This is a genomic window from Dermatophilus congolensis, assembly GCF_900447215.1.
Taxonomy (GTDB): Bacteria; Actinomycetota; Actinomycetes; order Actinomycetales; family Dermatophilaceae; genus Dermatophilus; species Dermatophilus congolensis_A.
In genome coordinates, this window is the sequence record NZ_UFYA01000001.1 from 1,872,078 (window position 1) to 1,898,975 (window position 26,898).

Here is a 26,898-nt window from a genome sequence, read left to right on the forward strand (position 1 = left end):
ACTTCTGCACGTCTCATACTCCTCATACCCCTGTTCGCTCGTTGAACATCACCATCAGCAAGGAGAACTCGATGACCGAAACCACCACCACCTCCACCGGCGAATCAGCAAAAGGTCTCTCGCCGGACGGTAAAGCCGAGGTCGGCGTCATCGGTATGGCTGTCATGGGCAGCAGCCTTGCCCGGAACATGGCTCGCCACGGCTACGCGGTCGCTATCTATAACCGCACCTTGACCAAAACCGAAGAGGTTGTGCGTGAGTACGGCCACGAGGGCACTTTCGTAGCTGCGCAAACCTTGGAAGAGTTCGTTTCTTCGCTGGCCAGCCCGCGACGGATCGTGATCATGGTGCAGGCTGGGCGAGGCACGGACGCCGTCATCGATGAGTTGATGCCCCTGCTGGACAAAGACGACATCGTTGTTGACGGCGGTAATGCCTTTTTTGAAGACACCCGCCGCCGTGAGAAAAAGCTCGCCGATGCCGGGTTCCGTTTCATCGGTGCTGGGATCTCCGGTGGTGAAGTTGGTGCCCTTGAAGGACCTTCGATCATGCCTGGCGGCCCGGCCTCTAGCTACGCGCTCATGGGCCCCATCCTTGAAGACATTTCCGCCAAAGTTGATGGGCAGCCATGCTGCACCTACATCGGCGCTGACGGGGCTGGCCACTTCGTGAAAATGGTGCACAACGGCATCGAATACGCCGACATGCAGTTCATCGGCGAAGCCTACGAATTACTCAAAGCTCTGGGCCTATCCGCCGATGAAATGGCTGACACTTTCGCTTCCTGGAACTGCGGCGACCTGGATTCCTACCTCGTTGAGATCACCTCCGAGGTGTTGCGCCACAAAGACCCGAAAACGGGCACGCCGCTGGTGGATCTGATCGTTGACGCTGCCGGGATGAAAGGCACCGGCACGTGGACTGTCCAGTCCGCTCTGAACCTGGGCACGCCGGTCAACTCCATCAGCGAAGCCGTATTTGCTCGCGCTATCTCCAGTCACGGTGAGCTGCGTGAGCATGCACAGGCAGCTTTGGAAGGCCCGGACCGGACTTTGCCTGCTGACCTGGATCGAGAAGCTTTCATCAATGACATCCGGGACGCCCTATGGAGCGCCAAAGTCATCGCTTATGCCCAAGGCCTCGACGAAATCCGCACCGCTGCCCACGAATACGGGTGGCAGATTGATGTGGCTGCGGTTGCTTCGATTTGGCGAGCCGGGTGCATCATCCGTGCCGCGCTGCTCCAACGCATCTCCGATGAGTACGCCGCGAACAATCTCACCACCTTGCTCGAAGCTCCCTCTATCGCCGCTGGCCTGGCCAAAAACCAGGACGCGTGGCGCCGAGTCGTCGCAACCGCCGCGAGCGCTGGAGTACCTATTCCTGGCTTCAGCTCTGCCCTGGCCTACTACGATCAAGTTCGTTCCCCTCGCCTCAACGCTGCGCTCACTCAGGGGTTGCGTGACTACTTCGGGGCACACACCTACCGCCGCATTGATGGCGGTGAGGCTTCGTTCCACACGTTGTGGTCTGGTGACCGCAGCGAGATCAATACCTCCACCAGCCACTGATTCCCCGAATTTCTCGCATCCATAATCCTGCGCATATACGAAGGGCCCTGTCCGTGGTGGACAGGGCCCTTCGGGCGGATGAACTAGTGCACGGCTCAGCTAGAGCGACGTGATTCCACACGAACCGGCACCGGCTCGGGGCGCGGCGCGGCGGCAACGACAACAACTGCGGTCGCTGTCGCGACGACTGCGGTAATGACTGCCATGTCATGTCCTTCGTGTTTGGTCCGCGCGGCGGTCATAAGCACACGCGGTATCGCGTCCAGAATATCGCGGCCGCCGCACATCTTGTGTACACAGGAAAAAGTTATTCAGCCACGCCGAAGGCGAACAGCACCTTGTTCTTCCCTAAATCTATGGCCGACTACCCCGTCGTAACAACGAAATCTGCTCAGGTACAAAAATGTTCGCCCGATGAGAGCAGCAGGGGAAAGCTATGTCACATCGCGGGGAAAGGTCGTCATGAAACAATCCACCCTCATCAGAACTGGATATTTGGCGACCCTCATACTGACCGCACTTACTCTTTTGGCCATCGCCGCACTACTACTCAACACCGGCACCCCTATCCAGGACGGCGGCACCCCCACCGCCACGGCCACCAGCTCCTCTGGCACCTCCTCAGAAACAACAACAGGAATCAGCGACGCCGCCACCATCTTGGACACGATGCGTGCCCTAACCGCTGACGCACGAGGATTCGCCACCACCGGTGACCGCGCATGGCTTACCGACTACTTCGCCATCAGCGAGAACTCACGCACCATCGACACCGCCCTGGAATCCCTGCGCTCAACCAAAACTGCCCCCACCCTGGCCGCCGCAGCCGCTACCGCAGCTGAGGCACACAAAAAACTCACCATCGCCGATATCCGCTCCATGCGGCTACGCCTGGAAGCAGAAAACGTCCCCGAAACTCAAATGCCTGTCCGGGTCGCCGAATACCAACTGATCCCCGCAGATAAAGAGCTCACCGCCACCGCCAAACGCGAACTCGCAGCCACCGTCGTATTGGGCCGCGACTACCGCAACGCCTCCGAGGCCGTCACTGCCCCCCTCAAAAAAGCAATCACCAGCGCCAGCACCACTACCACCCCAACTGCAGCTTCAGACCCCATCGCCCCGGCTGCCAGCGAAACCACCTGGGTCAAGAGCTGGGCCACGATCCCCGTGACTGTCTGCGCAATCGTCTGCCTTATCACCCTGATTGCTCTCGTGCGCCTATGGCACACTCGCACCGCAGCACCACTGACCCGCTATGCCACTGCACTCACCAGCGCAGACCCTCACGATCTCAACCTCACTCTCACCCCCGAAGGCACTGACACCACCCGCACTCTGGCCCACCACTTCAACACCCGCCAAGCCGCGTTAACTACCTCTTTACATCTCATCACCAGCGACATTGACCGCATCGCAGCCACGGCAGCTGAACTCGATACCAGCGCAGACCGGTTTGCTACCACCTCCGCAGCGACCAGCTCAGCTGCAGAAAACGCCGCCGGTACCGCCACCCAGCTGAGCGACAACGTCAACACCGTCGCCACTGGCACTGAAGAAATGAACGTCTCTATCCGCGAGATCGCCACTGCAGCTACCCGCGCCTCTGAAGTGGCTTCCGAGGCGGTCACCTCTGCCCAGGGCGCGGTAAGCATCGTTGAAAAACTTTCTGAATCCTCTGTCCGTATCGGCGAAGTCATGAAAACCATCACGTCTATCGCTGAACAAACCAACCTGTTGGCCCTCAACGCCACCATCGAAGCCGCCCGCGCCGGAGAAGCAGGCAAAGGCTTCGCCGTCGTCGCCAACGAAGTCAAAGAGCTGGCTTCCCAATCCGCGGCGGCCTCCGATGACATCTCCGAACGGATCCTCGGCATTCAAGGAGACGCTGAAGCGACCTCGGCAGCGCTGACCAGCATCGGCGAAATCATTGCCCGCATCAACGAAACCCAATCAACAATTGCCTCAGCTGTGGAAGAGCAGACCGCAACCACCACAGAGATGCGCCGTTCGGTCCAGGAGGCCGCTACCGGAGCCAGCGGCATCGCCCAGACCGTTTCTCAGGTCGCCGATCGTGCATCTGCAGGTTCAACAGCGGCGACCGAAACCCGTCAAGAGATCGCTACCTTGAGCGAAATAGCCGCCTCTACGGCCCAATCTCTGCGCATGTTCAATACCCATTAGGGAGCCGCGACACGCCCCTAGGCACCCCGCAGGTATGTTCTCTTCATTTTTGCGCATATCGTCGATACCCCCACCAATGGGCTCAGACGGAACGCGAAGGAAAATCCCATGTCGCCACAGGACATCGAAATACCCGTGGATACCGGCGTCCTCGCCGTCAGAGATCATGGTGGCAATGGCCAGCCGCTCATCCTCGTGCACACGCCCGGTTGGAGCCTGGAACTGTGGACGCCACTGGCCGAGCAGCTCACCGACCAGTTCCACGTTTACAGCTTTGACCTGCGCCGCCACGGCCACTCCACCGCCGTGCACCTGCCCGCTTCTGCGGCGTGGCACGACCTCGAAACTATCAGCAACTACTTCAACCTCGCCCCTGCCATCCTCATCGGCCATGACATGGGGGCCTTCTTGGCGTGCGTGGCTGCTATCAAACGTCCGGATCTGTTCACCTCGATCATTGGCATTGACGCAGCAGCAACACTGGCTCGCCGTGAAGTAATAAAGACCTACAGCACTATCACTGACCCCGAATTCCACGCTGGACTCAACACCCGGTTCGCACTGGACACCAAATTGCACAGTAAAGAAGATGTCGAGGCATGGGCAGAAAAACAGCTGGATCGATACCGGAAAGACTGGACTCTCAAAGGGTTCGATGAGGACGCGATGCGCGCTGATATCGACCGAGGTATCCGTTTGCACCCTGATGGAACATTCCGGACAGCACCTAGCATCGAGGAGATTCTGGCTCTCTACATCTTCTCTCTCGCCGACGAGGTGTTCCCCTCAGTCGACCTCTACGAGAAACTCCCCTGCCCCTCGTTGACGATTCACTGCCGAACTGGTTTGCACAGTGAAAGCCACCAGCGTCTCCTCAAACTCACAACACAGCATCCTTTGATGGAAGTGGTCACCATCAACGCTGGCCACATGGCAATTCATTCATCACCACGGGATGTCGCCACCTTGGTCAAGGAGTTCACCGCTGAGGTCTGCGCAGCAGAAACTCTGTGCTTGTCGTAGCTTTATCGCTTAACAGCACACTCATCGCGCATCCAACGCCGCATCGACATGTCTATGCAGTATTTCTCGCACTGTCTTGGCGTTGAGTCGCTCTGGGCCGTAGAGCAAAGCCACCGCTAGGCCATCTACCGCCACCGCAAGACATTCGGCACGCAGTTCAGCCTCAGGGACACGCGCATACTCCACTAAGGGACGCGTCACTATCCTTGCCCCTTCGATCATCTCTTGGGCTTGTGTCCGCAAAGACTTTTGAGTTCGAGAGCGCTCACTCAAAGCTAGCCAGACGGCAACTTCACGACGCCGCGTGGCGTCCAGCGGCAGCAGTTCTTCTAAAACATCCACGGCCATATCTCGGAATGCAGGTGAAGCAGCGATAACTCGCTCAGCTTTGGGCGAGAGCTCTTTGAGTGAATCTTTTGTGTTTTTCAGCTGTTCTTTTTGGAAAACCTCTACTCGTGCCCAGATGCGTTTCTCAATGCGTTCCTCCATGACCTGGAGGGATTCAATAAGCATTCCTTCATGGCCATCTATGTAATGACGCACTGATCCAACGTTAAGTCCAGCCTCGGACGCGACGTTACGTAATGACGCTGCTTCCACTCCGCCTCGCTCAATAAGGGCGAAAACGGCGTCGGCAATGCGCTCTCGCCTGCGGGTGACGTCGACGATTTTGGGCACGTTCCTTGTCTATCACCTGCACACCAGATCTTTTTTATCTCAACTGTGATAAAAAAGCCATGACCTCACCTAAGCCTCGCTATGCCGCCCTGGACATCGCCCGCGGCATCGCGATCTGTGGCACGCTAGCCACCAACATATGGATCTTCTCCCACCCCGGCGGCCTACTCGGCTACTTCGACTCCCCCACCAGCGCCAATGCCGCCCCCTGGCAGCAAACAATCGAAGCCATTCTTCAAGCTCTGCCCAACGGAAAATTCCTAGGTCTCCTGACGCTTCTTTTTGGCATCGGCCTAGCACTTCAAGCAGAAAGCGCATGCCGGCGCGGCCACACCTGGCCTGGTCCCTACCAATGGCGCATGTGCATCCTGTTCCTCGACGGAATCCTGCACTACCTACTCGTAGTCGAATTCGACATTCTTATGGGGTACGCAGTAACCGGCGGTATTGCCGCCTGGGTTATTACCTTCAGCGAACGCACCCGAAAAGCGTGGTTCACATGCGCACTAGCTGTGCACGCTTTACTCGTTCTCATAGCATCGATGCTCCTCATGGCAGCCATGAACACCCAGAGCACCCCCGCTACCTATGGGCACAATCCTTACCGCGATGGCTCCTGGTGGGACCTGGTGCTTCTTCGCATTGATTCAGCATTTATGTTCCGGATTGAACCAGTTTTCATTCTTCCGATGAGCATTGCGATGTTCCTGCTTGGCCACCGCCTATACCAATCAGGAATACTCACCGAAAAAGCCACACAGCTACGCCGGCGATTAATCATCATCGGACTCATCACCGCGCCAATTGACCTGGCCCTATCCCTGTCTTCCCCCGCCTTAAATATCCTCACCCGCTACGGCACTGCACCAGTAGTAGCTGTAGGAATGCTCGCACTGATTATCAGCACCGCACATTCACTCAGCTGTGGAATATCCCGCTACCTAGCCGCACTCGGGCGCGTCTCCCTCAGCGCATACATGCTGCAAAATCTCGTTGCTTCAGCGCTTTTCTACGGATGGGGCCTGAACGTGGGGGCGATGGATCCGCAGTGGCGACTGCCAGTCACAATCGCAGCGTGGATAGGCATCAGCGCACTCATGCTTGTGATGGCTCACTGCTGGCTGCTTCGTTTTCGCCACGGCCCCATGGAAATGGTCACTCACAAGTTGTACCGCAGCATCGCTGGAACTCCGGAAGCGACCTCAACGGCCAGGAACACGCCGCGGATCCCACACCACAAGAGCACGTGAAGCAACGTTGCGGCGCGGGCGTTGCCCAGCCCGCACCGCAACAACATCACCACTGCTTGCCGCCGCGAAAACCCGCCTGGCCTGATCACGGCGGTCCCGTGCCTGCTCAACCTCGCGACGCAGCTCCTCGACCGTGGCGTTGAGCTCTTCAATACGGTTTTTCAGCGCCAGGATGTACCGAATCCCCGACAAGCTCACGCCTTCATCTTGCGAAAGCCGTTGAATTTCCCGTAACTCCATCACATTCCGTGCTGAATAACGTCGCCCTCCCCCGCGCGTACGCGCAGGTACAACCAGCCCAAGCCGGTCATACTGGCGCAGAGTTTGGGCGTGCATTCCCGCCAGCTGCGCAGCCACGGAGATCACGAACACAGGAGTGTCATCATCAGGGGAAAACGATGAGGAGTTCACGGCGGGCACTTTCACTCACCTCGCGCCCGAGTGAGCAGCTCCGCCCTGGGATCGAAGTCGCTTTCCTGAGCGCGCAAGGCTTCAATAGCTGCACGTGCTTCATCTGTGAGCCGCTGCGGCACCGTCACCTGGATACGTGCCCGCAAGTCGCCCGGAGTTCCTTTAGCTGGCACTCCCCTGCCCCGCACACGCAAAGAACGCCCACTGGGGGTTCCGGCAGGCAGTTTCAACTTCACGGGGTTGCCGCCAAGAGTCGGAACAGAGATCGTGGCCCCTAGCGCGGCCTCTGCGAAAGTAACGGGAACATCAACGACGAGGTCGTTTCCTTCGAGCCGGAATACCGGGTGCGGTTTCACGGTCACTTTGAGGAGAATGTCGCCTGCTTCTCCCCCTGCCATAGGCGAGGATTCCCCTTTACCGCGCAATCGGATGGTCGCTCCGTCTTTAACCCCGGCCGGGATGCGCGCGGTGATTGGTTTACCGCTGACTCCGTTAACAACAACCGTGTCACCGTTAACGGCTTGTTTGAAGCTCAGTGTGGCGGTGGCATGCACATCACGTCCTTTGGGTGGACGTGTCCCAGCGGTACCGAAACCCATATTGCCTGCGCCTGAACCTTGTTGACCGAACATGCCCAAAAGATCTTCGAGGTTGGGTGCTGCTCCAGCAGTGCGACGCGCCCCGCCGAATCCTCCCGCATTACCGAACAGACCACCGAGCAGATCGTCGAATCCGGCTCCCCCTCCCGGCATACCGCCGGGTCCGCCAGCTGTGAAACGGGGACCACCGCCCCCCATGGCGCGGATAGCGTCATATTGACGACGTTGTTCGGCGTCGGAGAGCACTGCATACGCTTCGCCGATTTCTTTGAACTTGGCCTCGGCTACGGGATCGTTTTTGTGGGTATCGGGGTGATACTCACGCGCCATTTTGCGGTACTGCTTTTTGATCTCTTTGTCGTCCGCGCCCGGTTTCACACCGAGGACAGCGTAGAAATCCTTGTCCAACCAGTCTTGACTGGCCATGTTCCCTCCTTGACGTTCTGTGTCGGGTGAGTTGTGCCCGAAGCTGCTGTGCGAGGCGCCGTGGCGGGCGCCACTACACGAGGGCGGCGCGGACGACGATCAGCGCTGGGGTATCCCCAGTCACTTTGGGTCAGCGACACCCACTATTGCTGGGCGCACTACCCGATCACCGATGCGGTAGCCGGGCTGCATGACCTGCACGACAGTGGTGTCGGTGACGCCTTCGGGCAGTTCTCGAACGTCGTGCGAAATAGCTTGGTGAACGGTGGGGTCGAAGACGTCCCCTTCAGCCCCGAATCGTTCTACGCCTTGTTTGAACAAGGAGGTTTCGAGTTTCTCTGCGATTTTCGCCAGCGGGCCAGTTTCGAGGTCACCGTGAGCTCGGGCGAGCCCGATCTCGTCAAGAACTGGAAGTAGCCCTTCGAGGACTTTGCTGGTGCCACGCTGGGCTGCTTCTTCAAGGTCGCGTTTCGAGCGCCGCACGTAGGCGTGGTACTCGTTTTCAAGGTTGGTGTACGAGGCGCTTACGCGCTGTAGCTGGTCGATGAGTTCTTGTTCGCGTTCGCTAGTTTCGTTTTCGAACGCGGCAGCGAGGCCTTCAGGAGAGTCGTCCATGGCTTGCGCTTGGTCAGACTCTGGCTGCTCGGCGGCTGTTTCTTCGCTTGCCTGCTCCACGGTTTCTTCACTGGTTTGCTCGGCGGGCTCTGGAGCCACAACGTGTTCTTCTTCAGGGATAGCCGTGTCGGGGCGGTTCTTTTGGGCGCCTTCGTAGGCGGCTCGGGCGGCGGCTTGCCCCCCTGGCCCGGAGACCGGTGATGTCGGCCCTGGAGCGAACTCAGTTCCTTGTTCGGGTGCGCTGTGGCGGGCTTGGTATGCGCCGAACTCGTTGTCTTGCGGCTGTTCCTGCGACACGTTCCATCGCCTCCTGTTGAGGAAAAACTACTGCTGCTGCACGCCGTTTGTGGTTGTAGGGCATCGCTTGGCGTTGGGTGATACCCGGTGCGGCTCTGGGGCCGCCGCGTGTTGCGGCGGCCCCAGAGGTTACATTCGGTCGGCGACTAGCAGGTCACTTCTTGTCGTCTTCGACGACCTCGGCGTCAACGACGTCGTCGTCTGCCTTGGCCTTGGCGCCCGTGGCGGAACCTGCACCAGCACCAGCGTTACCTGCCGCACCAGCGTTACCGGCCTGTGCGCCCTCGGCCTGGGTAGCCGCGTACATTGCTGCGCCCATCGCCTGAGAAACCTCGTTCAGTTTGGTGACCTTGGTGTTGAGCTCTTCAGGGGAGACTTCGTCGTCACCGGTCTTCGCGAGAGCTTCCTTGAGGTCCTTAACTGCTTCTTCGACCGGGGCTTTCGTCTCGGCAGGAACTTTCTCACCATTGTCGGCGAGGAACTTCTCCGTGGAGTAGACGAGTTGCTCAGCCGTGTTACGGGCCTCAGCGGATTCGCGGCGCTTCTTGTCTTCTTCGGCGTGCGCTTCAGCTTCCTTGACCATGCGGTCGATTTCTTCCTGCGGAAGAGCCGAGCCACCAGAGATCGTCATGGACTGCTCTTTGCCCGTGCCGCGGTCTTTAGCGGAGACGTTCACGATGCCATTGGCGTCGATGTCGAAGGTGACCTCGATCTGCGGGACGCCACGGGGCGCTGGGGCGATGCCGGTGAGCTCGAAGGTACCCAGAGACTTGTTCGCGCTAGCGAGTTCGCGCTCTCCCTGGAACACCTGGATTAGCACCGAGGGCTGGTTGTCTTCAGCAGTGGTGAAGGTTTCGGAGCGTTTGGTGGGGATGGCGGTGTTGCGCTCGATGAGCTTGGTCATCAGGCCACCCTTGGTCTCGATACCCAGGGACAGCGGCGTGACGTCAATGAGAAGAACGTCTTTGCGCTCACCCTTGAGGACACCGGCCTGCAGGGAGGCTCCCATGGCGACAACCTCGTCTGGGTTGACGCCCTTGTTGGGCTCTTTGCCGCCGGTGAGCTCCTTGACGACCTGGGTGACGGCTGGCATACGGGTGGAACCGCCAACGAGCACGACGTGAGCGATGTCGCCTACGGAGATCCCTGCATCCTTGATGACCTGGTGGAACGGCGCCTTAGTGCGCTCAATGAGGTCGGCGGTCATCTGCTCGAACTGGGTACGGGAGAGCGTTTCGTCCAGGTGGATGGGGCCGTTCTCGCTCATGGAGAGGTACTGGAGCGAGATGTTGGTGGTGGTGGCGCTGGAGAGTTCTTTCTTGGCCTGCTCGGCGGCGTCACGCAGACGCTGCATGGCGATCTTGTCGGTGGCAAGGTCGATGCCGGTGTTGTTTTTCACCGTGGTGAGCAGGTGCTGGACGATGCGGTCGTCCCAGTCGTCGCCACCGAGCTTGTTGTCACCGTGGGTGGCGCGGACCTGGATGGTGGAGAAGCCATCTTCGGGGTCTTTGCCGACTTCGAGGAGGGAGACGTCAAAGGTTCCGCCACCGAGGTCGAAGACGAGGATGAGTTCGTCTTCTTTGCCCTTGTCCAGGCCGTAGGCCAGAGCGGCGGCGGTGGGCTCGTTGACGATGCGCAGGACGTTGAGGCCCGCGATTTCACCGGCTTCTTTGGTTGCCTGGCGTTCGGCGTCGTCGAAGTATGCCGGAACGGTGATCACTGCGTCGGTGACAGTGTCGCCGAGGTAGGCCTCAGCGTCGCGCTTGAGCTTCTGGAGGGTGCGGGCGCTGATTTCCTGGGGCGTGTATTTTTTGCCGTCGATTTCGGTGGTCCAGTCGGTGCCCATGTGGCGCTTGACAGAGCGGATGGTGCGGTCGACGTTGGTGACGGCCTGACGTTTGGCGATTTCACCGACGAGGATTTCGCCGTTCTTGGAGAACGCAACGACGGACGGGGTGGTGCGGCCGCCTTCAGCGTTAGCAATGACGGTGGGCTCGTCGCCATCGAGGATAGAGACGGCCGAGTTGGTGGTTCCGAGGTCAATACCTACTGCACGTGCCATGTGTTGGCGCTCCTTCACGTTGGGTGGTGGCCTTAAGGGCCAGCGGCAACCCGGTGGCTGCTTGTTGCGTTGGCGGAATGCCACCTGCTCGGGGACGTAGCCATCTCTGCGCGAGAGAGGTTCGTACCGGCGTTGTTGCTCGGGTTAATGAAAGACGGACCCGAACGAGAGGCACTCCGCCCTGGCAGGTCAAGCACCTGCTTCGGGTTGATTGCTACACACTCAACTTTGAAACTTGAGTTGAAGGTTGTCAACTGCCACACCGAAAACTTGCGCATACTCGACTCAACTTTGAGCTAAGCGCTACCCCGTCTGCGAGATGCACACAGCAGGCAAGAACCCCTGGATGGCATTTTGTTATTATCTGCGTATGAATGCAGGTAATAAGGTTTGTGGTCTCTCTCCCTCATCGGAATACGTTGATCTAGCAGCTGAAGTCTTCCGCCTGCTTTCTGACCCCACCCGAATCAAAATCATCCTGGCCCTGCGCGCCGCCGAAGAGCTCTCCGTTAACTCTTTGGCCGAAATCGTTGACAAAAAACCTTCCGGCGTTTCTCAACACTTGGCTCGCATGCGTATGGCCCGCATCGTCACCACTCGTCATGAAGGCACCAGCGTGCGCTACCGACTCACGGACAAGCACGCTCTGGCTCTGGTCATCGAAGCTGTCAAACAAGCCGAACACGCCACCGCCAACGGCCAAACACCACGGCGCTACCACTCCCCCGCCGAGTAACCCACATACATCACCTCAGCGAACGACTCACCCCATGCTGCGCGTCCTCACCCACCACACCTACGCGAAGCTTTTCAGCGCCCACGTCATCGCATTAGTCGGCACTGGACTGCTCACTGTCGCGCTAGGCCTACTAGCTTTCGACATTGGCGGCGGTAACGCTGGCCTCATCATGGGCACCGCCATGACAATCAAAATGGGTGCCTACGTGTTCGTTTCACCCATCGCTACCGCCTTCGTTTCTCGTCTTCCCCGCAAGCCTGTTCTCATTGGGGCAGAGCTCACCCGAGCCGCAGTAGCTATCTGCCTGCCTTTCGTCACTGAAGCATGGCAGATCTACATCTTGATCTTCTTGCTTCAATCAGCTTCGGCCACATTCACCCCCACCTTCTCGGCCACAATCCCCGCAGTCTTGCCTGATGAGAATGAGTACACCCAAGCGCTTTCACTCTCTCGCCTCGCCTATGACCTGGAATCACTGATCAGCCCGATACTGGCTGCAGCACTGCTAACCATCACTGGTTTTCATAATCTGTTTTTTGGCACGTTTGTTGGGTTCATTGCCTCTGCTGGGTTGGTCATAACAACTCACATTCCTGCCACTGCACCCTCATCGATAGAGAAATCTCACGACAGACTCACTCATGGATGGCGGCTCTTCTGGTCAACTGCTGAATTGCGTGGCCTGATGGGGATGAATCTTGTTGTTGCCGCAGTCACGCCCTTGGTGATCGTCAACACTGTCGTTCTGGTGCGAGCCGAACTTGGTAGACCACAGCACGATGTTGCGGTGCTTCTGGCAGCGTATGGAGGCGGTTCCATGCTGATCGCACTTGGCATACCGAAGCTGATCAACCGCCTCACAGATCGCAGCATCATGCTTGCTGGAGGGATCTCACTACTTCTGCTTTTGATCGCCGCCGCGGATGCGATCGCTTGGACGACTCATTCTGCCCAATGGGGTGCACTTCTACTGGTGTGGACGCTGATGGGTGCCCCCACCTCGGCTGTGCTTACACCCTCGGCACGAATCCTGCGTAGGAACAGCACGGATGAGAACCGAGCCGCTGTGTTTGCGGCTCAGTTCTCGCTGTCTCATGCATGTTTTTTATTCACTTACCCGCTAGCTGGGGCATTGGGAACGGGTGCGGGGGTCTCGACAACCGCTTTGACACTTGTTCCGCTGGGATTGATCGGCGTGCTTACCGCAGCAGGGATGTGGATGCCTTCATCGGTGGCGAAGTTAGCGGCTAGCTAGCAGCCACATCCTGGTGCAGATCAGCACGATGACGTCGGGCAGTCCTTCTGTCAATTAGGTGGTGGCCGGTCACGTCATCACAACCGGCCAGCGGTCAGAACATGTGGCCATGGCGGTATTGCACGATCTCACTGCTCTGTAGGTGCATCCGATGATGCTTTTTTAGGAAACAGAGCTACTCGTGGCGCATTCGGCGGCTTGTTGGCTGGCGTCTTGGCGAGCGCGCGACAGCCAGCGGCGGGCAGTGCGGTCAGCGACATGGTGGCCTAGGTGCGACATAGCTTCCTGGACGTGACGACCTGTCGCGGCATCGCCGTACAGATCGAGAACTTTTGCAGCGACGGTGCTGATTTCTTTGTCGCTGTCCGCAACGACAAACTGTGGCACCCAGCCAGAACCTGCGAGTGCCAGCTGAGGGGCTGTTTGGGGTGTGTTTTCAGCGTCTTCGTTAGGAGCGAAGGAGGCATGTTTGGTCGTGGCCAAGGCAGGTAGTGAGTCAACAGCTGCGACCTGGCGCATCGCGGATGCGAGTGCTGCTTGATCCAAGTTGGGTTGACTCCGGCAAAGGCGTAGGTAGATGGCCTCCAGGCGGGCGCTAGCTTTGACGCGTTCACGGTTGGTTGCAGATGCGGCGGCCTGCCTTGCAGCTACTGCCACATCCAGGGTGGCGTTATGGCGGATGCGGTCGTCCCAAGGCCAGGCTGCGCGCTCTTCGGCGTCGGCAAGGACGTGGTTGTGCCACAGCCAGGCGGCGATCAGTGGCGCAGCGAATCGGAGGGTGATAGCTAGAAACACCGTGATGGATATCGTTTTGGGCGCTGCGGTGGTGAGGATTTCATGAAGGGCGGAGAAAATACCTGTGACCAGGGCGATAGCCCAGGTTGCGATGAGGTCATTACGTGCGCAGCGGCCGGTGATGATGGCTTCGCGCGCAGACAGCGCTGAGACAACGAAAGCAAGCTCGCAGAAGATGGCCATAGCGATAGCTATTTCAACGGGGAAGTTGAGAGCTTGGATGCCAACGAGGGCGATTCCGTGAGCGGAAAGAACGAGGGGTATCGCGATTGTCAGCACGGTCACGGTGAGCACGGTGCGGGATCGTCTGGTGGCTGTTGAGGTAGCTGCCTGTGGTGGCTTGGCGTTTGTCATGGGACTAGGTCCTTTGGGTTAGCGATGGTTTAGGTATGTATTCGTTGTGCGGCGGCCAGATCCAGTAGCGCTCGGTCACGGATGTTTTGTATGAAGAGCTGCGCGTGTTTGCCCTGAATCGGTGTCGCCGTGTTGTGGTTTTGTGGGTGAGCTCTCTGCGGGCTCGCGACGCCGGAGCGCTACGGCGACAATTCGCTTCCGGGATACGGATGCAATTGACATTCGAGGTGACCATCGAGCCATGAAAGAGGCTCAGCTGGTTTCGGCGTTGTTAGGCCTCGAAGGGTTCGTGGAACGGAAGTCAGCGGTGGCGCTGCAGTCATGCCGTATGCACGACTGCGTCGTGGCCAAGCCAGCTGTCCGCCCGACCGGCCATTGCTGTGAGGGTGACCTGTATCGCAGGTCTTGATGTTCCGAGAGCCGTTCACATGAAACGGTTTCGATGCCTTTTGGAAGGATACAAGGGTGATTGAGGGACCACTGAAAAAGTGGTAGTCCCACATGAGTGGCCACCACATCGCAGGCATGACCACACGTGAGGCAAAGGCATGCCGCAGCTGACTGGAAGAGTTTTCTACGACATTCAATAATTTTTGCCAGATCCCTGAACTCGCAATGTTTTTCGAGGTCATCGTGATGTCTGCACGCATGCGGGGCAACTGCCGCTTCCGCAGCCAAAAGGGTGCTTTTCTTAGGCGTGAAAAACAGCACCCACACCAACCACATCGCGAGACTTGCAGGCCTCGCACTGCCTGAACCTTCCCCCACTACCTTGAACCACCACATGAGCAGCGCGGGGCATCATTGCGTTCGTGACGAGAGCAAAAAGAATTCGGGAAAAGCACCTCAGTGTCCTGCTCGCCGCGACACTGACATTGACATTAGCGGCATGCGGATCAGAGCCTGCAGAAGAATCAGCACAGCCACCGGCTGGAGTAACAGCAGACGTCGCCAAGCGCATTGACGAAGAAAAAGCTCACAAAGAACAGACGGAAAAAACTATTCCGGGACTTTCTGCAGCCCAAGTAGCAGATGATGACCCTAATCGCCCAATATCTGTCAAATATCCACAACTTAATAATTACAAACCATTTAACGACTGGATATCTAAGCAAGCCGAGCAAACCGCAGAAACTTTCCGCTCCGAAAATCCAGCCAAAGGAGGCGTCGTAGCCCCAGAACTCACCCAAAATTGGAGGCTCCTCGCAGCCTCAGAGACCACCGTCGGCATACAGCTTGAAACACATACCTTCTCCGGGGCCTCTGGCTCCACGGAAAGTCGAACGGTATGGGTTGACTCCGCCAACAACCAACCTCAGGAAGGATCAGCCCTTCTGACCCCCGAAGGTCAAACGGAAGTCCGCAAACGCATTATCGAGGCAATTAAGAAAACAGGCGCTGCCGCCAACGAGCCAGACCCCCAGCACACGGAAGCCGTGATCGCCGGAACAAGCTTCACTCCCGCTGGTGACCTGCACATTATTGTTTCTCAAGGAATGGTCACCTCATACTCTGAGGGACGATTCGAAGTCACCCTTCAAGGAGACCCCACCTCCAAACTCACCCCGCTCGGTCAAGCAGCCCGCAAAGCCTCACTCCAAGGCGCCCCTGGGTTCACTGAGCCAGCAGGAAGCAAACCTGCCGCACCAGCTACCACCGCAGCCCCCGCCCCCAAAACAGACTGCAACGTCGAAAAGTGTGTCGCCCTGACCTTTGATGATGGCCCTGGTCCCGGAACGCACAAGGTCCTTGATGCCCTTGATGCTCACCAAGCCAAAGGCACGTTCTTCATCCTCGGCGAGCATGCACCACTACACCCTGACGCACTCAAACGCATGGCTGCCGAAGGGCATGAACTGGGCAACCACACCCTGGACCACAAACTTCTTACGAAACTGTCCCCCGAGGAACAGCGCCGAGAAATCGAAACTACAACCGAGACGATCAAACGCATCACTGGGCAAGCCCCTAAGACCTTCCGCCCACCGTACGGTGCCTACAACAAAGACACCCGCGCCGTGAAGATACCGATCATTCTCTGGAACGTTGACACCCAAGACTGGAAAACCCGCAGCACCGCAAAAACTGTGGAAAGCGCAGTCAACAGCGCACGTCCAGGCGCTGTGATCCTCATGCATGACATTCACGACTCGACCGTTCAAGCAGTACCTGAGATCGCGCAGAAGCTCACCGAAAAGGGCTTCAAGCTGGTCACTGTTTCTGAGCTTGGCGGAGAGAAAGTCCGCCCTGGAGAAACCTTCTCCGGCCGCTAAACACCTCGCACGCTCTGGAGGCCTTCGACGATTCGTCGAAGGCCTCCAGAGCGTCAAGCACCTACACGCTTAGGGTTGCAGCGACTTTGTTGGCTCCGCTTCACCTTCTTGCACAGCCGTGACCGCCTCGCGATCCAAAACCTCGACAATCACCTCATCTGGCACGTTTGATTCGCGCGCAGCCGTGCGCAACGCCGCCGCCTCCTTACGCCCGAAACGACGCTTTGGGTGTGCACGTGAAGTCAACAATGCTTTTATGCGGTGCCGACGTCCAGTCTCTTCACGAATAGGGGTGCGACTACGTATCCACGCAACCAGCATCACAGCAATCATCGCTAATCCGATGTATCCGATAACGGGATACACGTAATTCATCAATGTACTGAATCCGACAAAGCTCACACCGTAGCCAACTACACACGTGGCAAGAAAAACTATTCGATAACGCTCAGGGCACGAAGCTGTTAGACGCCGCCCTAAGGCATAAAACATCCCGATGGCAGTGTTGTATATCATCGCAAAAACAACAAAAACCATAATATATGCGAAAGCCGGATGCATTTCTTCAAACAAACGCAACATAGGAACATCCGCGGAACCAACTCGCGCAATATTCAGATATAGAACAATTGCAGCCATGAGCAAAAGCACCATGTAAGCGGCGCCGCCAGCCAACCCACCCCAACCAGCTTCACGAGGATTGGGGTAATTGCCACCAATAACCAAACACATTGACACACCGAGCATCAATGCCAGCCCCGTGTAATTCAGCGAGGCGAGCCACCAAGGCTGCACCGGCGATTCGGTACTCAATGCTACGTCCTGCAATGCCCAAACATCCGCTGGCATGTGAAACATCGTGTAGCAGAACGCAATCACCACAGCCACGATGATCAACGGCGTAATTCCCGAGATAATCCCAGAGACCTTATCTACATCCAGCATCCCTGTAGCCATGACCAGCAGCAACATCACCCCTGCCCCCACCCATGATGGCAGAGAGAACTGCTGCTCCAACGTAGATCCCGCACCAGCGAGCATCACAAATCCCACCGCAAATAGCGTTAATGTCACTGCACCATCTAAAGCAGCAGAAACTATGGGGTGCGCCACATTTCGAAAGACCATGTTGTGTTCGCGCGCCAAAAAATAACTACCCAGTTGAATGATGACCGCACCCATGACCGTCATCAACACGCCTGACAGAACCGCACCCCACAACCCCGTGAGGCCAAACGACACGAAGTATTGGATCACCTCCTGACCGGTCGCGAACCCTGCCCCAATCAATAGGCCCACAAAAGCTAGGGCAATCTTCACAGTCGTACTCGGTGACACGTCCGCTCCTCCGCGGCTCGACGACAAGTGTCCGCCCAGCACGGTAACCGTCTGTGATCGAAGAGATGGCCTCCAACGACGTTCGGCACATTTTTTAGCACCATCCAACCAGCACCATCGAAGGCCTTGAAAAAACTTTACTTCCCAGCTCAGAGAGGTTTCGCTTAGAGAGAACTTGGCTACTTCATCACAAATTACATTCGTGTCCCACGTAGTGAGCAAAACGCATCTTCACGACCCCGCAGAGAGAACCAGCATCGGTAGGGCTAGCCACTCATTTGCGTGCTCGATACCACGCACTCCACACAATCGATCCCGCAATAATCCCCGACGAAGCCAGCATGCCCCCCACCAAACGCCGCGTGTCCCGGTCACGTTGCCGCCTCATTTTCTGCAGCGAATCCCCCGCAACCGTCACCTCACTCTCACCAGATTCGATCACATCCAGTACCCGACTGACCCGCGCTGGCAAGTCATGAGCGAAAACCATCGCATCACCAAGCAAGTCAGTCGCGATCTGCCTGAGCTGCTCTGGGCGCATATCAGCACCGAAAGCCTCTCTGGCCTGCACTGCAGCCAAATCGGGTAACGACAAATGTGGAGACAGCCTGCGCACCAACCCCTCTGCCACGCTCATGGCCCGCAAAGCCACCGGAATCGAAGGATCCAGTCGAAGCCGATGTGCCCTCACAATGCGAGTGATCAACCCACCAACTTCAGCAGCTGAAAGCTCAGACAATGTCGTGCTGCGCAGAATATGGACTAACTCGCCGACATCGCGACGCAACTTCGGGCGGTCAAGATGACGACGTGGCGTAGCCAAATCCAACAGTGCAGAAATCAGCAACCCTTCATGCGGAATCGCGAAACCAGCGATGAGCCGCAACAGCGCACGCCGCGTAGCTGTATCGACATGTCCCACCATGCCCCAGTCAATAAAAGTGAGATGCCCATCAAGGTGCACATAGACATTGCCTGGATGAGGATCAGCATGGAACCGCCCGAAGGTAAGCAACATGCGCATCAAGGCATCGACATAACGTCGTCCTGCACGGTCAGGATCAATACCCGCTGCGCGCATGGATTCAAGATCATCAAGCCGAATACCGCCAACTATCCGCTCTTGGGTGAGCACGTCAGCGGTGGTCAAATCGCGGTACACAGCTGGAATAGCTATCGCTTCATCACTAGCAAAGCGGGAACGCATTTCTTCGCAGTTGGAGGCTTCGGTTCGGAAATCAAGTTCGGCGCGCAAGGTGGCGGCGAAGGTTTGCATTGTCTCGATAACACCGAGTTCTTCGAGTTGAGGACGCGCCCGGCACATCGCTTTAACTAGTCGTTCCATCAGTTCCAGATCAATATGCACATTCTCGAGCACCCCTGGTTTGCGGACTTTGACAACAACCTCACGCCCGTCACTAGTAGTAGCGGGGTGAACTTGACCAACGGAAGCCGACCCCAGCGGCACGGGGTCGATGTGGCGGAAAAGAGCACTCGGATCGGCCCCTAAAGAGGTAGCTATCGTGGCGCGGATATCAGCAAAAGGCGCTGGGGCAGTGTGGTCGGTGAGGGCTTCGAGTGCGTCGCAGTATTCGGCGGGAATGAGATCACGGCGGGTTGCAAGGGTCTGCCCCAGCTTTATCCAAGCGGTACCGAGTTCAGTGAGGGTACTGACCAGGACTTCAGGACGGGTATTTTCAACTGCGCGAATACTGGCGTCGCTACGAGGTGGGTCGCTGGGGTGTCGAGAAAGCCCAGCACTGTCGGCTAAGGCACGCAGTCCGTTGCGGGCGAGTATTTCTCCTACTTCACGCGACCGGGCGAGTCCGCGTTTCACCGCCACCTCCATGCGTTCGTATGCGTACTTCCCTGTTACATCTCCTTCTTGTTTACATGTCTTGGCGAGGATGAAGGCATGTGAGTGGGCCTATCAGCCTGTTTCGACTGGTGCCGTGAGGATCTGGGCTGACGGGACGGGACGGCCGTAAAAGAACCCTTGAACGCGGGGGCAACCGAGCTGGGCGAGGGCCTGGGATTGTTCAGGGGTTTCGATGCCTTCGGCGGTGACGCGGTTGATTCCTACGCTGGCAACCAGGTCAAGCACTGCTTTGACGCGTGCAGGGGCGGCAGGGTCGTCATCAAGACGTTTAACGAGGGATCGGTCAAGTTTGACACCATCAATCGGCAAGTTCAGCAGCGTAGTGATTGATGCGTATCCAGTGCCGAAGTCATCCAGACTGAGGGCCAGGCCTGCCTGACGGAGGCGGTGGAGCGTATCAAGAGCAGGCGAGTCGTCGTCGACGAGCATAGATTCGGTGATTTCCAGGACAATCCGACAAGGGCTAAGACGCACCTGGTCGAGAGTTTCTAGAACGGTGTCAACGAAGTTGGCTTGGAGGAGTTGAGCGACAGAAACATTGACGGAGAGGGAAACATCTTCTAGCCCTAATGCACTGATTAGGTCACTGAATTCGGCGGCAGATTTGCGGAGTATTAGGTCGCCGAGATCGCAGATAAGGCCAAGTTCTTCGGCCAGAGGGATGAATTCATTGGGCGGAATGGGACCTAGTGTGGGGTGCTGCCAGCGGGCAAGAGCTTCCCAGCCAGCTAGTTCGCTGTAGTTGTTCCCGCGAAAGATGGGTTGGAATGCTACGGAGAGCGCGTTACGACTCAAGGCCTCGCGCAAAGCCTCGGACATCACGGCTCGTTTGACGGCTTGCTCTTTAAGGACGCTGTCGTAAAGGGTGCATGTACCTCGGCCGGTGGCTTTGGCTCGGTGTAGAGCTAAGTCGGCGTTACTAAGCAGCTCGGCGGCAGTGTGCTGTTCGTGGGGGCAGGCCAAGGCAATCCCCATGGAAGCGGTGACAGTGTGGCCGCGGCGGGCGCCAATGGCGACGGGGGCGCTAAACAAGGCTTGCAGCTTGGCGGCGAGGGCAAGCGCTTCTGCTTCGTCGGTGACTTCGGTGACGAGTGCGAATTCGTCTCCGCCGTGGCGGGCGACGGTGTCTTCTGGTCCGGTCGCTTCGCGCATTCCGGCGGCGAGGTGTTGCAGGACTTTGTCTCCGACGTCGTGTCCCCAGGTGTCGTTGACGTCTTTAAAAGCATCGCAGTCCAGGTAGATGAGGGCGATTGCTGGGCTATTGGAACGCTGGCGGAGTAGGCGACGGTTGAGGTCGTTGTGCAAAGCGAAGCGATTAAGTAGTCCGGTGAGTTGGTCGTGGGTGGCGCGGTAGCTGCTGTCGCGTTCGGAGAGGGCTAGGTGGCGGGTTGCTGCGATAAGTCGAGAGATGAGCAAGAGGAGTAGTGCGACGACGAGCAGGGAGCGGATGCGGTAGTCAAAGGTGGAGAGCATGGGGGTGAGCAGGCCGAAAGACGTTGCGGTGACGGCAACAATGACGTACACGTTACGAAGTGTCATGTTGTCTGCGTCAACGGGTTTAACTACGTGTTTTCCCCAGTCTTTAATGTGTGGGTGGGTGATGCCTGCAATGAACGATGCCCAAGAAAATAGGTTGAAGCCCATGATCCAGGAGGGTGGCCAGGAGTCGTAGTTAAGGGCGTAATAGGTGACTACGCCGTGGACGGCCAGCATGATGAGTACGCCAGTAAGGAACCAGTTGAGGCCGGGCGTGGTGCCTTTAATGCGGAAAAGCACCTGGCCAGCGAATCCAAGAATGGCCAGGTCGACAATGGGGTAAATAGCCCAGGCGAGGTCAGCGGTGCGGCCGGTTGGGTGTATTTGTTGGGAGATGGCCCAGGTGGCGATAACGATACCAATGGTGGCTGCGCTGGTGTCGAAAATGGCGTAGGTCAGGCCACGCAATCCGGTGAGGTGCCAGGTGGCGTAGAGAACCCAGATTCCGGCGATGACGTAGCTGGCGAGGCTGAGTATGTCGAAAAGGGCAATATTGGCGATGTGGGGGTCAGGTGAGCCGGGGTAGTTCCTGACGAGGGTAGCCCCGACCGGGCAAAGCCAGGTGAGAGAGAAAAACACCCAGAGGCGGCGGGGGCGGTATGCGGCTAGCAGTGGGGTGGCAGCCACGGTTGAGGCCAAGACCAGCATGAGGGCGTTGGTAGCGATGAGCTGGGTGGCGTTGGCTCGGTCGCCTAGCCAGATGATGTAGGGAATGAGAAAGACAAAGAGGAGAATGAGGGCACGTTGTCGGTGGGTAGCACGACGTAAGAGCGGAGGTTTATGCCCCGCTCTTTCCGCCTCTTCCACTATCGACACACCCATCTCCTCGACCTGGTACCCCCGAACCTAAGCTCAAGCGTATTGAAATGGTGCTGTTCGGGATAACGGCGCGGGTTGTGCAGTTGTATATGTGAAGTCGTGTTGTGTTCATCCACGTCGGTGGTGTCGGTGGAGCCCCCGGGGTGCGCCGCGCTATGACTTGTGTCAGGTGGCGTTAGCTGCGCCGTGTGGATCACCAACCAGTTTGTCCCACGTTGACGGTGACATGAATTTTCTTCGGTGACAAGGCCATTCTTGGTCAAGCTGAAAGGTCAGTTCGTTTCATAGCCTCAACGGTTCCTCAGTGACGCTTATCGCAAGGTGGCTAGCTCGACATCAGGGCGACTTTGGGTGGTAGCTATCCAGTTCAAGGCGCGAGTGCGGTCGCTGCCTGTAACCCAGGCGTCACGACTGCTAGGGCCATGTGTCCAGACGCCTGGACGCTCGCGCAACGCTCGGAAGGAACGCGAGACGGAATATTTCCAGCCGATGGCGTAGCGGCCGTTGTTGGGGTCCCATCGTCGGTACTCTTCAGCGGCCTGGAGCACTCGCCCGTCGGTGGAAGGAATCCATGCACCGATAGGAGTGGCCACGGCAGTGGTAATGGCGTATGAGGGAGCGTCGGGCTGGTAGGAGCTGTACTGATAAAAGTGGCATTCAGGGCCGTTGCCGTCGCGGCACCGTCGGTCGAGATGGTCAGCGAGGTGGTAGTGGGCAGGATTTTTGTCGAGCCAGCTCATGGAGTTGTATGCGGCGTGGGGACCGTAGGTATTGATGATCTGATCCATGGCGGTGCGGAAAGGTTGCGGCTCATCAGTGTCTTCTACGCCGAGGAAGTGAACATTCTCGGTTTTTATGCCGAGTTTTCTAGCAGCGGAGACGAACTCAGCGTTTCGTCCGGCTTGGTATTGAGCTTGTGTGATGGGAGGTAGCCCCGCACGGGTTAGAGCGTTGTTCACGACGCGGTGACCGCGGGCATTGTTTCCCCGTGTAACCAGAACAAGGTGAACGTCTTTGCCTGCTGCGGTATCGGTGGCGATGGCTGATCCCATGGAGAGAGTCTCATCGTCTTGGTGAGGAGAGATGTAAACCTGAGTGTGAGCACGGTGCTGCAGGCGAGAACGAACGCTCTCTCTTTGACGCGCTGAGTCAGCGCTGGCGGTGCTGGGCGTGTGAGCGGGTGTATGTGCGTGGCTGGGCGCGATTGCCGCATCTGTCGGAGCTGACCCGGCAGCAGTCAGGCTTGTCGTACCCCACATGCTGAGGAAAAGAACAGCGGCGAAGGTACGTACGGTGGGCGCGGCCATGCAGGACTCCGTTCCAGACGGCCCCTTGAATGTTCACCCCGACACGGACTCCATCCGTGCCGCATCGGTGCGTCCGCCTCGTTAGGCAGTAAAACGCCCAGTTATGAGCCTGCGCACATCATGTGGGCTGCTTATTCATGCATCGAGGCAGCCCCGCATCTTTGTATTTTCGAATTTTTATGTGACAGCTATTCACTGCCGAACATGGCGGAAAAGTCGTGGCCACCTCGTCCAGCGCGCTGTTGGCTCTCTAACGAAGCAAGCGCTGCTCGCAATGCTGGAAGGTCTAATCCTGCGCGATGGTGGCCGTGGCGAATAGCCGCGTCCACTTGGGCAATCATCAATCGAGCATCTTTAGTGATGGCATCAACAGTGAAGTCACCCTGGGCTGTGTCTCGTTCTCCACGAATAAAGGGCGCCTTCATGTTGGCAATGAACTGCAATCCCGTTGACTGCAGCATTGTCAAAACGTCTTCTTCCCCCACGCCCAATGCATCACCTAACGCGAGCGCTTCTCGTAATCCTTGGGCGGATATGGCTAGGGCGAGATTGGCCAAAAGCTTTCCAGTGGCGGCGCGGGCTGCGCTGTCAACGCCGATGAGACGATCTGGATCAGCCCATGGGCGTGCAATGTCTAGGGCCAGGGCGCGTAGTTCAGCATGGGGGGTGCCGACGTAGACGCCGAGTTTGCCGGCGCGGGCTGGGCCGAGTGTACCGATCACTGGAGTGGCTATGTAGGTGTCGCAGGTGGCGGCGAATTCTTCAGCATCGTGTGGAGAGACGGTGGTGGCATCTAGCCAGGGCGTTCCTTGGGGGACGAGGTGAGTGTCGATGACGATGTCACGAACGGTGTCTGGTCCAAATAGTGCCGTCACGACGGCATCTGCGTTTTTGACTGCTGCCTGTGGCGTGTGTGCCCATTTGGCTCCTGCAGCCAGCACACGTTGGGCGTTGGCTTCGGTGCGGTTCCAGATGGTGAGTTCATGGGTGCGCAGTAGGTGTAGAGCTAGTTCGGTGCCCATGCGGCCGGTTCCGAGAAAAGCGATCCTCATACCGGTTAGTCTCCCACTCCGTGCAGCCTATATACCGGAATAGTGAGCTTCACACTCTTACAATTGAATTCATAGTCCAGATGCTTGTAGTGCCATATCCAGGTAACCCTCCCGGCCCAAAGCCATACAAGGAACGGTGACGGCGGTGACCTATCCCATCGCAGGGAAAACCACTCCACCTCATGACAGGTGTGCCGAATACTCTCTTCTTACCGGGCTGGCTGTCGTTGCAGTCGTTCTCTATCTTGTTCTGCCATCGGATTTGGCCACCCCGGTCAAGAATGTGTGGATCGTTCTTTGCGGGCTCATCGCTGTTTTTAGTCCTCTAGCGAAGCGTTTACGGAAAAAACGATTGTGGGCCCAAGTGCCTGTCGTGCTGTGTTTTTACCTCTACTCGATGATTGACCGGGGGAACGGTCACAACATCGGCCCTTTCCAACTCAGTGACGGTACTTACATCGCCGGATACGTCATCTTGTGCCTGTGGCTCACCAGCCTTAACGCGCAAGTGGTGGGCAGGCATCTTGCGCTGCGTGTTTTCCTCGATACTGCAGCTTCAACCAGCGCAGCCGTCTTAGCGTTGTGGACCTTCGCGGTCACTGTTGTCCCTACCCATTCGCTGCCTCCCAGCCTTATCTGGACCGTATACCCGATCCTGGACATCATTGCCCTATCGCAAGCAACGCACCTGACATACCGCAGCAGCGGCACTCCTTCAGCGTGGCGATGGCTGTTGCCTGCTTTTGTTCTCCTCTTCATCACAGATGTGGCGTATGTTCTCCTGACCGTTTTCCAAGCCCAAGACGGCATTGAACCCATTGCCGTCAACTACATGATCGCCGCCTATTTCCTCGCTGTTGGCGGCCATCACCCCTCAATACGCGGCCCTCTTCAACCACCTGCCGCTAAAGAGCTACGTTCCACACAGTTCCTGCGCATCTCGCTCATCTTCACAGCCGTCCTACTCGCCGTTATTTCATTGGCTTTCCCTGTACACCGCCACGAGGACGAAGTCGCTCGATCTGGCCTCATCGCGTTCCTCCTCATCGCTCTATTCGCTCGACTCCTCATGACCATGCGTGACCTCGCCCGAGCTGAACAAGAAAGCCGGAACCGCGCCACCTACGACGCCTTAACCGGACTTGTCAGTCGGCAAGAATTCATCGACCGGCTCCATCACCGACTCACTTCAGACCACCACGACGGCCTTCACACCGCACTGCTTTTCATCGACTGTGACGACTTCAAACTCGTCAATGACACCTGGGGACACGCCGCAGGAGACTGCCTCCTACGCGAAGTCGCGTTACGCCTACGCAACGGAATCCACGGAGACCGCGTCCTAGGGCGACTCGGAGGCGACGAATTCGTTGTCGCCATCTCTTTAACCGACCCAGACGAGGCCAACGACCTAGCCCACACCGTGCAGGCCCTTTTCGACGACCCAATCCCCGTCCTGCCACACCATCTACACAGAGTCCGCATCTCCCTTGGCGTCGCCACCACCGCAACCACATCCGCTATCCACCCCGACCTGCTCAGCATGGCTGACGCTGCTCTCTACGAAGCCAAAGCCCGTGGCCGCGCCCAATTCGTGGTGTACGACGAAGAGTTAGACCAGGCAATCCATCAACGAAATGCCCTAGCCACATCACTGCGCGAAGCAATCAAACACGACAACCTCACCATCACCTACCAAGAAATACGTACCGGCCCCGGCTACACCCGTACCGCAGGGTGGGAAGCCCTCGCCCGCTGGCGTCACCCCACACTTGGCGACATCCCTCCAGCAGTTTTTATTCCACTTGCCGAGGAATTGGGCCTCATCAACGCTCTGGGACAGACAATTCTCTTACGCGCCTGCCGGGAATTCGCGACCCTGCGCACCAGCCTAGATCTAGCTGGCACCTTCATCTCCATTAACGTTTCGGCATCACAACTACACGAACCTGGTTTCGCTACAACCGTTCTTGATGCTCTTAACCTCGCTGGGCTCCTACCCGAAGATCTCAAACTCGAAATCACCGAGACGATGATCGTGACCGAAGATTCCCCAGCCATCGAAACCCTCACTACTTTGCGCGCAGCTGGTGTACGCATCTGTATGGACGATTTCGGCACCGGCTACGCATCCTTAGCCACGCTCATCCGGCTCCCCCTAGACACAGTCAAACTCGACCAATCCATCACCGCACGACTCCAGCACGATCCTCAAGCCCCCGCCCAAGCAACCGCCATCCTCGCCCTGGCCAGAAGCCTACTCATCGCAGACATCGTCGCCGAAGGCGTCGAAACCCCTCAACAAGCTGCACTTTTGGAATCAATCGGCTGCCCCATGATTCAAGGATGGCTCTACGGGCGCCCGCGCAGCCTCACCGACATCATCGCTTCCCGAACCCACCAAATCCCCACCCCAGGCAGGCACACCTAACCAG

The 26,898-nt window shown here is 57.8% G+C and carries 19 protein-coding genes and 1 pseudogene; 8 read left to right on the forward strand and 12 right to left on the reverse strand.

Features of this window, described 5'->3' with window-relative positions; genetic code table 11:
- Window positions 1-71: 71 nt before the first annotated feature.
- From gnd to DXZ77_RS08280, 3 genes are all read left to right on the forward strand, one after another.
- A complete protein-coding gene (gene gnd / locus DXZ77_RS08270) occupies window positions 72-1,571 on the forward strand; it encodes an NADP-dependent phosphogluconate dehydrogenase (protein WP_115031322.1) in 1,500 nt (499 codons plus the stop codon).
- A gap of 462 nt (window positions 1,572-2,033) precedes the next feature.
- Window positions 2,034-3,755, forward strand: coding sequence for a methyl-accepting chemotaxis protein (locus DXZ77_RS08275; protein ID WP_220181615.1), 1,722 nt, complete (start codon window positions 2,034-2,036; stop codon window positions 3,753-3,755).
- A 108-nt stretch (window positions 3,756-3,863) separates the two neighbouring features.
- A complete protein-coding gene (locus DXZ77_RS08280) occupies window positions 3,864-4,778 on the forward strand; it encodes an alpha/beta fold hydrolase (protein ID WP_115031324.1) in 915 nt (304 codons plus the stop codon).
- A 21-nt stretch (window positions 4,779-4,799) separates the two neighbouring features.
- On the opposite strand, the gene DXZ77_RS08285 is transcribed toward DXZ77_RS08280, so the two are convergent.
- The gene (locus DXZ77_RS08285) at window positions 4,800-5,456 is read right to left on the reverse strand and encodes a TetR/AcrR family transcriptional regulator (RefSeq protein ID WP_115031326.1); all 657 of its coding nucleotides are present in this window, start codon (window positions 5,454-5,456) and stop codon (window positions 4,800-4,802) included.
- A gap of 59 nt (window positions 5,457-5,515) precedes the next feature.
- Here DXZ77_RS08285 and DXZ77_RS08290 point away from each other — a divergent pair, with 59 nt between their 5' ends.
- Window positions 5,516-6,706, forward strand: coding sequence for a DUF418 domain-containing protein (locus tag DXZ77_RS08290; RefSeq protein ID WP_115031327.1), 1,191 nt, complete (start codon window positions 5,516-5,518; stop codon window positions 6,704-6,706).
- Here DXZ77_RS08290 and DXZ77_RS08295 read toward each other — a convergent pair.
- The 4 genes from DXZ77_RS08295 to dnaK all read right to left on the reverse strand — a co-directional run bounded on the left by DXZ77_RS08295 (window position 6,659) and on the right by dnaK (window position 11,116).
- Complete coding sequence (locus DXZ77_RS08295) at window positions 6,659-7,132, reverse strand: heat shock protein transcriptional repressor HspR (protein ID WP_371667319.1); 474 nt, start codon at window positions 7,130-7,132, stop codon at window positions 6,659-6,661. The two genes, DXZ77_RS08290 and DXZ77_RS08295, sit on opposite strands and share 48 nt — an antisense overlap.
- Window positions 7,129-8,142 carry a DnaJ C-terminal domain-containing protein gene (locus tag DXZ77_RS08300; RefSeq protein ID WP_115031329.1) on the reverse strand — a complete coding sequence of 338 codons (1,014 nt, stop codon included), beginning with the start codon at window positions 8,140-8,142 and terminating at the stop codon, window positions 7,129-7,131. Before DXZ77_RS08300 ends, DXZ77_RS08295 begins: the two co-directional genes overlap by 4 nt.
- Window positions 8,143-8,262: 120 nt before the next feature.
- A complete protein-coding gene (locus DXZ77_RS12450) occupies window positions 8,263-9,054 on the reverse strand; it encodes a nucleotide exchange factor GrpE (RefSeq protein ID WP_258553222.1) in 792 nt (263 codons plus the stop codon).
- Between the two features lie 154 nt (window positions 9,055-9,208).
- A complete protein-coding gene (gene dnaK / locus DXZ77_RS08310; protein ID WP_115031331.1) occupies window positions 9,209-11,116 on the reverse strand; it encodes a molecular chaperone DnaK in 1,908 nt (635 codons plus the stop codon).
- Between the two features lie 370 nt (window positions 11,117-11,486).
- Between dnaK and DXZ77_RS08315 the strand changes: the two genes are divergently transcribed.
- Both DXZ77_RS08315 and DXZ77_RS08320 read left to right on the forward strand, forming a co-directional pair.
- Entirely contained in the window at window positions 11,487-11,852 is a 366-nt protein-coding gene (locus DXZ77_RS08315) for an ArsR/SmtB family transcription factor (protein WP_115031333.1), read from the forward strand.
- A 34-nt stretch (window positions 11,853-11,886) separates the two neighbouring features.
- Window positions 11,887-13,110, forward strand: a complete 1,224-nt coding sequence (locus DXZ77_RS08320) for an MFS transporter (protein ID WP_115031335.1) — start codon at window positions 11,887-11,889, stop codon at window positions 13,108-13,110.
- A gap of 162 nt (window positions 13,111-13,272) precedes the next feature.
- Here DXZ77_RS08320 and DXZ77_RS08325 read toward each other — a convergent pair whose 3' ends face one another.
- Window positions 13,273-14,259, reverse strand: coding sequence for a hypothetical protein (locus DXZ77_RS08325; RefSeq protein WP_115031337.1), 987 nt, complete (start codon window positions 14,257-14,259; stop codon window positions 13,273-13,275).
- Window positions 14,260-15,071: 812 nt separating this feature from the next.
- On the opposite strand from DXZ77_RS08325, the gene DXZ77_RS08330 reads away from it, so the two are divergent.
- Window positions 15,072-16,532, forward strand: a complete 1,461-nt coding sequence (locus tag DXZ77_RS08330) for a polysaccharide deacetylase family protein (RefSeq protein WP_147279236.1) — start codon at window positions 15,072-15,074, stop codon at window positions 16,530-16,532.
- A gap of 69 nt (window positions 16,533-16,601) precedes the next feature.
- Here the strand turns inward: DXZ77_RS08330 and DXZ77_RS08335 are convergent, their stop codons facing one another.
- The 6 genes and pseudogenes from DXZ77_RS08335 to DXZ77_RS12705 all read right to left on the reverse strand — a co-directional run.
- Window positions 16,602-17,852 carry a YkvI family membrane protein gene (locus DXZ77_RS08335; RefSeq protein ID WP_181816076.1) on the reverse strand — a complete coding sequence of 417 codons (1,251 nt, stop codon included), beginning with the start codon at window positions 17,850-17,852 and terminating at the stop codon, window positions 16,602-16,604.
- A gap of 292 nt (window positions 17,853-18,144) precedes the next feature.
- Window positions 18,145-19,707 carry an ABC1 kinase family protein gene (locus tag DXZ77_RS08340; protein ID WP_181816077.1) on the reverse strand — a complete coding sequence of 521 codons (1,563 nt, stop codon included), beginning with the start codon at window positions 19,705-19,707 and terminating at the stop codon, window positions 18,145-18,147.
- A gap of 93 nt (window positions 19,708-19,800) precedes the next feature.
- On the reverse strand, window positions 19,801-22,101 hold the full coding sequence (locus tag DXZ77_RS08345) for a putative bifunctional diguanylate cyclase/phosphodiesterase (RefSeq protein ID WP_181816078.1): 2,301 nt from the start codon (window positions 22,099-22,101) through the stop codon (window positions 19,801-19,803).
- A gap of 314 nt (window positions 22,102-22,415) precedes the next feature.
- Window positions 22,416-23,411, reverse strand: a complete 996-nt coding sequence (locus DXZ77_RS08350) for a PIG-L deacetylase family protein (RefSeq protein ID WP_115031345.1) — start codon at window positions 23,409-23,411, stop codon at window positions 22,416-22,418.
- 188 nt (window positions 23,412-23,599) lie between these two features.
- The gene (locus DXZ77_RS12700; protein WP_371667517.1) at window positions 23,600-24,055 is read right to left on the reverse strand and encodes an NAD-binding protein; all 456 of its coding nucleotides are present in this window, start codon (window positions 24,053-24,055) and stop codon (window positions 23,600-23,602) included.
- A gap of 15 nt (window positions 24,056-24,070) precedes the next feature.
- Window positions 24,071-24,466, reverse strand: a pseudogene (locus DXZ77_RS12705) (NAD(P)-binding domain-containing protein); the annotation flags it as partial.
- A 142-nt stretch (window positions 24,467-24,608) separates the two neighbouring features.
- Here DXZ77_RS12705 and DXZ77_RS08360 point away from each other — a divergent pair.
- Complete coding sequence (locus DXZ77_RS08360) at window positions 24,609-26,894, forward strand: putative bifunctional diguanylate cyclase/phosphodiesterase (RefSeq protein ID WP_147279237.1); 2,286 nt, start codon at window positions 24,609-24,611, stop codon at window positions 26,892-26,894.
- The last annotated feature ends 4 nt before the right edge of the window (window positions 26,895-26,898 follow it).